The organism is Tenacibaculum sp., assembly GCF_050290165.1.
Taxonomy (GTDB): Bacteria; Bacteroidota; Bacteroidia; order Flavobacteriales; family Flavobacteriaceae; genus Polaribacter.
Genome location: NZ_JBNKHD010000012.1, coordinates 132413 through 145129 on the forward strand (window position 1 = coordinate 132413; position 12717 = coordinate 145129).

At 32.3% G+C, this 12717-nt stretch carries 9 protein-coding genes; 4 read left to right on the forward strand and 5 right to left on the reverse strand.

Annotated features, from left to right (window positions below; all coding sequences use genetic code 11):
* Positions 1-52 precede the first annotated feature (52 nt).
* Both ACQY6M_RS09990 and aspS read right to left on the reverse strand, forming a co-directional pair.
* On the reverse strand, positions 53-1816 hold the full coding sequence (locus ACQY6M_RS09990; protein WP_428741549.1) for an APC family permease: 1764 nt from the start codon (positions 1814-1816) through the stop codon (positions 53-55).
* A 107-nt stretch (positions 1817-1923) separates the two neighbouring features.
* A complete protein-coding gene (aspS, locus tag ACQY6M_RS09995) occupies positions 1924-3678 on the reverse strand; it encodes an aspartate--tRNA ligase (RefSeq protein ID WP_428741548.1) in 1755 nt (584 codons plus the stop codon).
* Between the two features lie 118 nt (positions 3679-3796).
* On the opposite strand from aspS, the gene ACQY6M_RS10000 reads away from it, so the two are divergent.
* The 3 genes from ACQY6M_RS10000 to ACQY6M_RS10010 all read left to right on the forward strand — a co-directional run bounded on the left by ACQY6M_RS10000 (position 3797) and on the right by ACQY6M_RS10010 (position 8194).
* The gene (locus tag ACQY6M_RS10000) at positions 3797-5710 is read left to right on the forward strand and encodes an AAA family ATPase (RefSeq protein ID WP_428741547.1); all 1914 of its coding nucleotides are present in this window, start codon (positions 3797-3799) and stop codon (positions 5708-5710) included.
* A gap of 326 nt (positions 5711-6036) precedes the next feature.
* Positions 6037-6258 carry a hypothetical protein gene (locus ACQY6M_RS10005; RefSeq protein ID WP_428741546.1) on the forward strand — a complete coding sequence of 74 codons (222 nt, stop codon included), beginning with the start codon at positions 6037-6039 and terminating at the stop codon, positions 6256-6258.
* 199 nt (positions 6259-6457) lie between these two features.
* Entirely contained in the window at positions 6458-8194 is a 1737-nt protein-coding gene (locus ACQY6M_RS10010) for a M28 family peptidase (RefSeq protein ID WP_428741545.1), read from the forward strand.
* Here ACQY6M_RS10010 and ACQY6M_RS10015 read toward each other — a convergent pair.
* The 3 genes from ACQY6M_RS10015 to pheS form a co-directional block, all read right to left on the reverse strand.
* Positions 8175-9545 (reverse strand): alanine/glycine:cation symporter family protein, encoded by a 1371-nt coding sequence (locus ACQY6M_RS10015; protein ID WP_428741544.1) that lies wholly within the window; start codon positions 9543-9545, stop codon positions 8175-8177. The two genes, ACQY6M_RS10010 and ACQY6M_RS10015, sit on opposite strands and share 20 nt — an antisense overlap.
* Positions 9546-9649: 104 nt before the next feature.
* Positions 9650-10045 (reverse strand): hypothetical protein, encoded by a 396-nt coding sequence (locus ACQY6M_RS10020; RefSeq protein WP_428741543.1) that lies wholly within the window; start codon positions 10043-10045, stop codon positions 9650-9652.
* Positions 10046-10117: 72 nt separating this feature from the next.
* Positions 10118-11137 (reverse strand): phenylalanine--tRNA ligase subunit alpha, encoded by a 1020-nt coding sequence (pheS, locus tag ACQY6M_RS10025; protein WP_428741542.1) that lies wholly within the window; start codon positions 11135-11137, stop codon positions 10118-10120.
* 189 nt (positions 11138-11326) lie between these two features.
* On the opposite strand from pheS, the gene gdhA reads away from it, so the two are divergent.
* Positions 11327-12670, forward strand: a complete 1344-nt coding sequence (gdhA, locus tag ACQY6M_RS10030) for an NADP-specific glutamate dehydrogenase (protein WP_428741541.1) — start codon at positions 11327-11329, stop codon at positions 12668-12670.
* Positions 12671-12717: the final 47 nt, after the last annotated feature.

Here is a 12717-nt window from a genome sequence, read left to right on the forward strand (position 1 = left end):
CTTACAAAAGTATTTTAAATATAAATCTTAGCCATAAGATATTTATCAAAACTTAAATAATTAATCGAACTCCACCTAAGTCTTCTACTTTATAAGGAAATTTATCACTTGGCGATCCTATAAACATAAAATTAATAGGTATGTTCCACTCTTCTGAAAGCTTTTTAATTAATTGTGGACTAAATTTTCCTTCAATAATTTGAAAATCGATTTTAATTTCTGGATACTCTCTGTCTAAAAAACTAATTTCATCAGGTAAGTTTATAGGGACGGTTCCGTCTTTATCAAGCGCTAATACAATTTTTATTTTTCGAGTGTGTTCATTTTTAATAATATATAGCATTACTTTGTTAAGTGTAGCAATATTGTCTCCTTTGGTAAAAAACACAAATTCTTGATCGTTTATCCTGTTTACAGTTTGTGTAATTTGTTTATCCATATTCAAAACCAACCTTCTTACAGGGTTGAATATGGCATAAATTACTCGAAGTACAAGTTTTAGTAAAACAGTACGATTTAGCATAATGATAATAAAAATAATGGTTGGAATAAAGTAGTCTAGAAATACTACAATATTACTTGGTAAATTATCTTTAGGATCCATCAATATATTACCTGCTAAAGCACTCAATACGGCAACAATAGCTAAAAAAACTGATAGCCAAGTTGCTTTTTCAGGTCTTGGAAGCTTATTTCGCCTAATTTTTAAAAGGATATTTCCTATAGCAAATAATGCCATTACTGATAAAAACGAAATCGTATATACACCTGCTAATAAACCAACATTTCCATTGGTTATTAATAGTACAGAAACCGCTAGTATAAAGAATAAAATAATGATTCTGTAAGAACTTCCTTTCTTGTTCTTTTTCAAAAAGAACTGTGGCATTATTCTATCTAGCGTCATACGTTCCAATAGACCAGTAACTCCAACAAAACTCGTTAAAACAGCTCCGCTTAATACTAGGAAGGCGTCTATTGCGATAATAGCAGCGACCCATTCTCCTCCAACAAAATCACCCATTTGAACTAATAAGGTGTTTTGGTAATCTGCACTTTGTAAAACAGGAATTGCAAATAGAGCTAAGGCAAAAACAGCCATTAAAGGGTTAATAATGCTTACAATTATCCACATATTTCTTAGTGTTTTAGGAAACACACCTCTTTGCTGTTCTTCAACAAAATTAGCCGAACTTTCAAATCCAGACACTCCTAGCATAGAGGCAGCAAAACCAAAGAAAATAGCATATAGAATTCCATTTTCAGACTGATGATGCCAGTTTGTAAAAAGAATATCTATACCACTTTGTGATAAATAGAAAATAATAAAAAAGGTTAATACTATCAATGACAATAAATGGAAAATAAAAATACCAACCGCTACTTTAGCCGATTCGGTAATACCACCTATAGTTAACAATGCGAAAAATAATAGAAGTCCTATCGTTGCCATAATAATAGGCATTGAAGGAATTAAATGGTGCAAATAATGAATGGCTTCATTGGCAGAAATTACAGCGGTTGCCATATAAGAGAGTATGGTAAGTGTTGCTGCAAAGGAGGCCATTAGTTTACTGGTGGTATTTAACAGGGCATTATAAGCACCTCCATTTAGCGGCATTGCGCCAACTACTTCTCCATATATTTTTCTGAATAAAAACAGTACTACTGATACTATTAAAAGAGTTATCCATGCGTACTGACCTGCAAAGGCAATAGCTAAAGCGGATACATATAATACTGAAGAACTAATATCATTACCACAAATGGCGGTTGATTCTAGTTCATTAAGCTTTTTAGAAACGGGATGTTTCATGATTTAATACTGATTAGTTTTTGTGTAGTTTAACCTTTTTCAAGAAGTGTAACGATTTGTACATTAAAGGTAATAAAAAACCCTGCATAATTTGCAGGGTTTGTATTTTAAGCTTTAACATCTAATTTGATGCTTAATTCTTGTAATTGTTCATCGTCTATAGTTGCAGGTGCATCGATCATTACATCTCGACCTGAATTGTTTTTAGGGAAGGCAATAAAATCACGAATGGTTTCTTGTCCACCTAAAATAGCTACCAAGCGATCTAACCCGAAAGCTAATCCTCCGTGAGGTGGGGCTCCGTATTCGAAAGCATCCATTAAGAATCCAAACTGAGCTTTTGCTTCTTCTTCAGTAAATCCTAGGTGTTTAAACATGATTGCTTGAGTTTCTTTATCGTGAATTCTGATAGAACCTCCACCAATTTCATTTCCGTTTAATACTAAATCGTATGCATTTGCTTTTACATCACCTGGATTGGTATCTAACAATTCTAATTGCCCTGGTTTAGGAGAGGTAAATGGATGATGCATTGCGTGGTAGTGCCCTGTTTCTTCATCTAGTTCTAATAAAGGGAAGTCAATTACCCATAAAGGAGCAAATTCGTTTGGTTTACGTAAACCTAAACGCTCTGCCATTTCCATACGTAAAGCACTTAATTGCGCACGAACTTTGTTTGTTTTTCCTGAAAGAATACAGATTAAATCTCCTGCTTTAGCACCAGTAGCTTCTGCCCATTTTGCTAAATCGTCTTGGTCGTAGAATTTATCTACCGATGATTTAAAGCTCCCATCTTCGTTACATTTTACATACACCATTCCTAAAGCTCCTACTTGCGGACGCCTTACCCAATCGATTAATTTATCAATTTCTTTACGAGTGTATGAGTTTCCTCCTGGTACAGCTATACCAACTACTAACTCGGCATCGTTAAAAACTTTGAAGTCTTTGTGTTGTGCTACTTCGTTTAACTCGCCAAATTCCATTCCGAAACGAATATCTGGTTTGTCATTACCGTACTTACGCATCGCTTCATCAAAAGTAATACGTGGGAATTTCTCTACTTCTACTCCGTTGATTTCTTTCAATAAATGACGTGTCATTCCTTCAAAAATCTCTAAAATATCTTCTTGCTCAACAAACGCCATTTCACAGTCTATCTGTGTAAACTCTGGTTGACGGTCGGCACGTAAATCTTCATCTCTAAAACACTTTACAATCTGGAAGTATTTATCCATACCTCCTACCATTAACAACTGTTTAAAGGTTTGTGGTGATTGTGGTAAGGCATAAAATTGACCAGCATTCATACGAGAAGGTACTAAGAAATCACGCGCTCCTTCTGGAGTAGATTTGATTAAATACGGAGTTTCAACATCAATAAATCCTTTGTCAGATAAATATTTGCGAACTTCCATCGATACTTTATGACGGAAAATTAAACTGTTTTTTACCGGATTACGACGGATGTCTAAATAGCGATATTTCATACGAATATCTTCACCACCGTCAGTTTCATCTTCAATAGTAAAAGGTGGTAATTTGGCCTCGTTTAAAATTTCTAAGTTCGATACTAAAACTTCTACATCACCTGTTGGAATGTTTACGTTTTTAGATTGACGTTCAATTACGGTACCTGTAACTTGTACTACAAACTCACGCCCTAAAGTTTTTGCTTTCTCCATTAAGTCTTTAGAAGTACGCTCTTCGTCAAAAATTAACTGTGTAATTCCGTAACGATCACGTAAATCTACCCAAATCATAAAACCTTTATCACGTGATTTTTGTACCCATCCAGAAAGGGTTACTTCAGTATTGATGTGCGATGCTCTTAACTCGCCACAAGTATGCGTTCTGTACATTTCTTGAAATTTTAGCTGCGCAAAATTACGGATAATTGTTAGGATGTGAAAAATTACTATACGGAACTATTGATATTTTTATTTGTAGTAAAAAATAATATCTTCGAGAAAAAAATAGATGCAATTAAATATAAGAAACCTTGAGGAGATAGATATCCCTAAAGAGCTATTAACTCCAGAGTATGTAATTCTTGATGGAGGAAAAGAGAAAACTTTTTTAAAAAGAATATCAGACAATACAAATTTGTTTTCTGGCGAAATTGAAATAAATCGATTGAATTTTTTTATTGGAGCAAATAATTCAGGAAAAAGTAGATTTATGAGAGGCTTTTTAAAACTAAGAACTTATGATTGCCACATATCTGATAAAGCTTCTTATATTGATTTAATAGAAGAAATTAATAGCTTAAAACTAGAGTTTTCTAGGAATTATGAGAATAATGGGAATTTAAGTAAAAATGCTTTTGAAGAAGAAATAAAAGAAGTTGTAAAAAAAGACTATAAAATTATAGAGAATTTTAGTCAAAGTAATAGTAATGATATAGGAGAGAGGATAAAGCTTTTAGAGAAAAAAAATGAATATGTGAAAGATAACATACTTAAAGAGAATGTTGAAAAGAGTATAGAAAAAATAAAAAGACTTCATAAAGAGTTAAATTTTTCTTTGAAGAATAATTTTAAAGTAAAAACTTACATCCCAGTTTTAAGAGCTTTAATAGGATCACAACATATTAAAACAGATTCATTTGATTATATAGTTTCTAAATATTATTTTGATGGACAAGAAAACAAGAATATTTACACAGGGTTAACTTTTTTTGATAAGTATAAAGAGACCCAAAATTCAAGAAATCATAGAGATTTAAGAAAATTTGAAGATTTTTTAAGCGATACTTTTTTTGAGGGGGAAAGAATTGAGATTATTCCTGATGTAAGTACAGGTTTAATACATATTGATTTTGATAGACAAAATTACAGAGGAATGAATGAAATAGGTGAAGGGATACAATCATTGATTTTATTACTTTTTCCAATTTTTACAGCTGTAAAAAAACAAAGCTTTTATATAGAAGAGCCAGAAACAAATTTGCATCCCGCCTTTCAAAGAATATTTATAGAGACACTTTTAACTAACAAATTTATTTTAGATAAAAACTTAACTTTCTTCTTTACCACACATTCAAATCATTTTTTAGATCTCACTTTGCGAAGTGATGAGGTTTCTTTTTTTCAATTTGAAAAAATCGAAAAAAATAAGCACTTTATAAAAGTTAATGTTAAACCAAGTAGACAAATGTTAGATGTTTTAGGTGTAAATAATACTTCCGTTTTTTTAGCAAATACATCTCTTTGGGTAGAAGGCCCTACTGATAGGAAATATTTGTCAAAGTTTTTAAAAGTTTACTGTGATTATAATGATGAAAAATCCCATTTAAAAGAAGATATTGATTTTGCCTTTTTTGAATATGGAGGTAATTTAATAACTCATTACCTTTTTAATGAGGAAGAAAAATTTGATGATGAAGAGGTTAAGGAAAAGATAAACTCTTTTGCTTTGTCAAATAAGATATACCTTATAGCAGATAGTGATAACGCGAAAGAGGGGGGAGAAAAATTTAGGAGAAGAAAAATATTGGAAGAACTATCTAGTGAGAAAGGGAATTTTAAATATCAAAATACTATTGTTAAGGAAATAGAAAATTTACTTCCCGTAAAAATTCTTCATGATTTTATACCTGAGCTATTGACGGATGAAATAAGTATAAAGAAGGCTAAGAAAATTAATTTTAAAAGAAGTGATTACAAAGGATTAGGGTTAGGAGAGTTTTATAAAACACAATTTTTAAATGCAGGAATTCCAGAAGAGAATATTAAGAAGTTTAAATCAGAATCAGGTACTTTAAGAAACGAGTATAAAAACAAATTAGCAAGTTTTGTAGTGGGGTCAAATTATAAATATTCCGATTTGATTAAAGACAATGAAGAGCTTGATAATTTAGTTGGAACTCTATTTGATTTTATTAAAAGCTAGGTTACTAAAAATTATTAGTTGTTAATTTCTGAAAATATGTTTTTAAAATTTCAATAAAGTTTACAGTTTTTGTAACATATTAAAAAAGTTGTTGTCATTAAGAAAGCAAAATTGACAAGTACAAGAAGACATAAAAAGTGTACGTTTAAAGCCATAAATTTCTTTATGCTAAAAAGCATTAAATGTTGTTAGTGAGTTAACTTGCTTTTTATATCTTAAAATAAATACCCCAAAGTCACCTTAAAGATTAAAGGAACTCTTTATAAAATAATTAGAGCTTTATTAGTTGTTATTTTTTTTGTAAATTATAGGGTAATTTGATGATTATGAAGAATTCGGCTATGCTTTTGGTATTGTTTACCACTGTGTTTTTATTTGTGCTAACTGCTTTGGCCTTTACTAATATAGGTTTTAGGTGGATGTTTATACTTACAGTTATCGGTCAGTTACTAGTAGTGTTAATGGTTTACAAAGTACTACGAGATAAATATACCACCGATAAAACTTTTGAAGATTTTTATGAAGATTACCCAATAGGGAGAGAGTAAAACGATATTCAAAGAAGTAGCAACTGCCTCTTAAAATTCATTCATTTTTAGTTCCTGAAAACATCTAGTGGTTTTTCTAAGTTTCAATAGAATTTACAGTTTTTTGTAACATACTAAATTAGTTATCGTCATTTAAAAGTAAAATTGACCAACACCGAAAAATATAAAAAGTGTACATTTAAACACGTAAAAAACAGTTATGGATAAAAAAAACTATTTGCTATTACCTATCCTGTTATTATTTCTAAGTTGTAAAAATGAAAAAGCAGCTCCTGTTTTAAACTCTTCTAACTATTTTGATATTTTAAATGAAGAGTTTACAGGTGATTTAGCTTATGAAACAACTTCTTTTGTAGAAAAATATTGGCGTGTAGTTGGTAATACAGGCTTTAATAAAAGTGTATACAAAATTGCAGAAGAATTAGAAAAAGCAGGTTTTGTCAAAGAAGATAGTGCTACGGGTAGTGATATTTTAACCTATAGAATAGAAAAAAGACCCTTAAAAAATCCTACTTGGGAATCTGTGAATGCTTCCGTAAAAATAGTTGGAGAAGATATTCCTCTTTTACAGCATAGTACGAATAGAAATATGATTGCTTTAAATTCTTATAGTACACCTAAAGAAGGTGTGACAGCTGAAGTAGTATATGTTAAAGACTTAAAAAAACTGAAAGACATAGATATTAAAGGGAAAATTGTTTTTGCTGAAACAGATCCTCACAGAATATTTAATCAAGCTATTGTAAAAAGCGGTGCTTTAGGGCTTATTACGTATAGCAATCCTAACTATTTACAGCCTCAAAAAAATAATACGTCTATTCAATTTAGATCTATCCCATTAAATGAAGAGGTAAAATCCTGGGCAATTGCCATGTCTTATAAGGCTAAAGAAGAATTAAAAGTAACATTGTTAAAAGGAAAAGTATCTTTAGATGTCAATATTGAAACTAATATCTACCCATCAGAGGAATTGACAATTGTTGCCGATATTAAAGGAAATAAGTATCCTAAAGAGCGTCTGGTTTTTAGCGCTCATATACAAGAACCTGGAGCAAACGACAATGCTACAGGTGTTGGAGTTGCTTTAGAAATGGCTACACTTACTGCTGAGCTTATCAAAAACAACATATTTGTACCTAATAGAACTTTAACCTTTTTATGGGGAGATGAAATTATTTCAACAAACAGATATGTAAAAGAAGATAGCATAAGAGCAAAGGATATTAAATGGGGAATTTCTTTAGATATGGTTGGAGAAGATACCCAAAAAACGGGCGGGACTTTTTTAATTGAAAAAATGCCTGATCCTAGTGCTATTTGGACAAGAGGTAATGATAAACACACAGAATGGGGAGGGCAAAAAATGAAGTTGGAAGAAATGACTCCGCACTATTTGAATGATTTTTTAATTGATAAATTTAAAGAACAAGGAAAAAGAACAAACTGGGTGGTTAATACAAATCCGTTTGAAGGAGGAAGTGACCACGTACCTTTTTTGAAAAGAAACATTCCAAGTGTTTTATTCTGGCATTTTACCGATCAGTTTTATCACACCGATAATGATCGAATCGATAAAGTTTCAAAAGCAACTCTTAAAAACGTAGGAGTAGCCTCATTGGCTTCAGCTTATACTTTATTAAATGGAAATGATGCTACTGCGAAATCAATATTAGAAAATATAGAAAAGGCTGGTATATCGAGATTAAAAGAAGAAGAAAAACAGAGTGAAATTGCATTACAAAAAGGAGACTCCATATCAACTCAAATATCTATTATTTCAGCTTGGAAAGACTGGTATATAGACTCTTCTAAAACGACTTTTGATATGGTAAAAGATTCAACAAGTCATCAAGAATATGTAAAAGAAACATCTAAAAAAATAGACTCTTTATCTTCTAAGATAATTAACAAGCTATCTAAGATTCAAATGAATTAGTTTTTAATTTATGAAAATACTTTGTGGCTTCTTTTTTTACTTTGGGAGCTAAAATCAGCGTTGACAAAACAGTCGGAATTGCCATTAAAGCATAGGCACTATCAATTAGATTAATAACAAAGTCTAATTTGATGATTGAGGCAATTACAATGGTAAGGATGTAGATATAGTTGTAGTTCTTTCCTATTTTGGTATTAGTTAAAAAACTCAAACAACTAAATCCGTAAAAAGAGTAGGTAAATAGGGTTGAAAAAGCAAATATCAATACACAAATGGTTAAAATCACACTTCCTGAATTGTAAGGAAGCACCGCATCGAAAGCAGCCAATGTCATTGAAATTCCATTGCCCTGAAAATCTTTCCATACTCCTGAAGCTAAAATTGCTAAAGCAGTTAGAGAACATACTAATAGGGTATCAATAGCAGGACCTAACATAGCAACTAATCCTTCTCGAATAGGTTCTTTAGTTTTTGCTGTTCCGTGCATCATAGGAGCGGTACCCAAACCAGCTTCATTAGAAAAGGCAGCTCGTTTTACTCCTGTAATTATCAAAACACCTAAGGTACCTCCTAAAACTGATTTTCCTGAAAAAGCATCTTCAAAAATTAAAGAAAAGATACCAGGGACATTTTCTATTCTTAAAATTAAAATAGTACCTACTGTAACTAAATAAACTACGACCATTAATGGTACTAATTTACCTGCAACGCTACCAATTCGTTTGATTCCTCCAAAAATAACTAGGGCTACAATAATTGCAATGGTAATTCCTAATAGCAGTTTAGCTACAAAATCATTCTCTTTTTGTACCTGAAAAACATCTATTAAAGTTTGAGTTAGTTGGTTTGCTTGAAAAGCGGGGAGTGTTCCTATTAATCCAGCTGAAGCAAAAAACACAGCTAAAGGTTTCCATTGTTTTCCTAAACCTTCTGTAATTACATACATTGGACCTCCTTTTACATTTCCGTTCTCATCTTTTCCACGATACATTACTGATAAACTACAGGTGAAAAACTTGGTAGCCATTCCTACAAAAGCACTTACCCACATCCAAAAAATAGCCCCAGGACCACCCGTTGCGATAGCTATTGCAACTCCACTAATATTTCCCATTCCTACCGTAGCAGCTATGGCAGATGATAAGGCTTCGTAATGTGATAAATCTCCAGGAGAGTCTGCTTTGTCGTATTTTCCTCTTAAAATAGCCACAGCATGACCAATGTATCTGAACGGAACTAACCCTGAATAGATAAACAAGTATAATCCGCCACCAATAAGTAATATTAATAAAGGAATTCCCCATACCCAAGAAGAAAACTGCGCAACTAAGTCTTGAATGCTTAAAAACATGAAATAGGATTTTTAACGAAAATACTAAAAGTGTGCATAAAAAAAGAACGATAGCTGTGAATTAACAACTATCGCTCTTTTGTGAATTTTATGTGGTTCGTCTTTTATTTACAAACAATTCCTCTTTTTCCTAAGAACTCAATATCTCTTAAAAAACCTTCTTGAATAGTTTCTGCTTGAAAAATAAAAGTTTTATCATACAAAGTATTTCCTTCAAAAAAGGTTACTTGAAAACGATTATCTAAAGCAAACAATTTAGGTTGCATCAATTCAAATTTCTGATAGCTATTAGCAGGAAGTTTATCTATTTTTCTTCGAAAAACAGAAGTTGTTTTGGAGTCAGAAAAGCCCTGTGAAACAATCACTACCATTTCTAAATCGACATCTTTTCTATTTAGAATGTACACATTCCAATCTTCTTTATTGTCAAATTCATTGGTTTCTAAAACCACTGCAATTTCTACGCCAGTTACTTTAGGAATTTCAATATCTTTTCTCATTGAAAACTTTTTAAAATGGAAAGACGAAAGTTTAACGCTTTCGTCTTTTATTTTTTGAATTTATCTTTAAAATTAAATTACCGATTTAAATTGTTCTAAGAAACGTTTGTCATTTTCGTAGAACATACGGATATCTGGAATTTGGTATAACAACATAGCTATACGTTCAATCCCCATTCCGAAGGCATATCCACTATATTTTGTTGGGTCAATATTACAGTTCTTTAAAACGTTAGGATCTACCATTCCACATCCCATAATTTCTAACCAACCCGTTCCTTTGGTTATTCTGTAATCAGTTTCTGTTTCCAGTCCCCAGTAAATATCAACTTCGGCACTAGGCTCAGTAAATGGGAAGTACGATGGACGTAAGCGTATTTTAGATTTTCCGAACATTTCCTTAGTAAAGTATAATAAGGTTTGTTTTAAATCGGCAAAAGAAACATCAGTATCAATGTATAATCCTTCTACTTGGTGAAAAATACAGTGTGCACGTGCTGAAATATCTTCGTTTCTAAACACACGTCCAGGAGAAATTGTACGAATCGGAGGTTCGTTGTTTTCCATATAACGTACTTGTACCGATGAGGTATGTGTTCTTAGTAAGGTATCAGGATTTTTCTCAATAAAGAAAGTATCTTGCATATCACGTGCTGGGTGATATTCTGGTAAGTTTAAAGCAGTAAAGTTGTGCCAATCATCTTCAATTTCTGGTCCTTCAGATACTGTAAAACCAATTCGGTTAAAAACCTCTATGATTTGATTTTTTACTAAAGAAATTGGATGACGAGAGCCTAAGTTGATAGGTTCAGATGGACGAGTTAAATCGCCATAAACACCTTTATCTTCAGTAGCGCTTTCTAAAGCATCGTTTAACTCAGTAACTTTTTTTTCGGCAGATTTCTTCAAATTGTTTAATGCTTGCCCAAAATCCTTACGAAGCTCAGCATCAACATTTTTAAATTCAGCAAACAAATCTTTTAACAAACCTTTGCTTCCTAAATATTTTATTCTGAAAGCTTCTACTTCCTCTTTAGAGGTTGCTTTAAAAGCTTGCACATCTCCAATTAGTTCTTTTACCTTATCTAACATAATCTTTCCAAAAGTTAAGCCGCAAATTTACGTTTTTTTGCGGAAAAAAAAGAGCTTTTAAAAGTGTTTGCCTAAACCGTGTTAAAATACACAAAATAAAGAGCTAAATAGAAATTAACGAATTGTAAAATAATTATATTTGCATGGTAAAATTGTTTAAAATTTATAATAACAGAACAACTAAGTTTTATGGAATCTAAAATAAATGCATTTATGGATTACGTGAAAGGACGTAATGCATATGAACCAGAGTTTTTGCAAGCTGTACATGAAGTAGCAGAAACAGTAATTCCGTTTATAGAAAACAATCCAAAATATCAAGGAAAAAAATTACTTGAGCGTATGGTTGAACCTGAGCGTACTATTATGTTTAGAGTGCCTTGGGTTGATGACAACGGAGAAACTCAAGTTAACAGAGGGTATAGAGTAGAGTTTAACTCTGCTATTGGTCCTTACAAAGGAGGTTTACGTTTTCACCCATCAGTGAACTTATCTATTTTAAAGTTCTTAGGGTTTGAGCAAGTATTTAAAAACTCTTTAACAACTTTACCAATGGGTGGAGGTAAAGGAGGTTCTGACTTTGATCCTAAAGGAAAATCTGACCGTGAAGTTATGGCTTTTTGTCAATCATTTATGACTGAATTAGCACGTCATATTGGTCCTGATACTGATGTTCCTGCTGGAGACATAGGTGTTGGAGGTCGTGAAATTGGTTATATGTTTGGTCAGTACAAACGTTTGCGTAATGAATTTACTGGAGTATTAACTGGTAAGGGTGCTACTTGGGGAGGTTCATTAATCCGTCCAGAAGCTACTGGTTATGGAGATGTATACTTTGCTGAGAACATGTTAAAAACTAAAGGTGATTCTTTCAAAGGGAAAACTGTAGTTGTTTCAGGTTCTGGTAACGTAGCGCAATATGCTGCTGAGAAAGCAACAGAATTAGGAGGTAAAGTAGTTACGTTATCTGATTCTTCAGGATACATTTATGACGAAGCAGGTATAGATGCTGAAAAATTAGCATTTGTAATGGAGTTAAAGAATGTTAAGCGTGGAAGAATTAGCGAGTATGTTGAAAAGTATCCATCAGCTAAATTCTTTGCAGGTGAAAGACCATGGAGCGTTAAATGTGATGTAGCTTTACCATGTGCAACTCAAAACGAGTTAAACGGTGAGGAAGCTAAAGTATTAGTTGAAAATGGATGTGTTTGTGTTGCTGAAGGAGCAAACATGCCGTCTACTCCAGAGGCTATTGAAGTATTTCAAAAAGCTAAGATTTTATTCTCTCCAGGAAAAGCGTCTAACGCAGGTGGTGTTGCTACTTCTGGTTTAGAAATGTCTCAAAACTCTTTACGTTTATCTTGGACACGTGAAGAAGTAGATGCTAAATTACATTCAATTATGAACAATATTCACGAAGCTTGTGTAAAATATGGTACACAAGAAGATGGATATGTTGATTATGTTAAAGGAGCAAATATTGCAGGTTTCGTAAAAGTTGCTGATGCAATGCTAGACCAAGGTGTAGTATAGTAATCAAACTATATAATATAATAAAAACCTCATAGAAGCTCTCTATG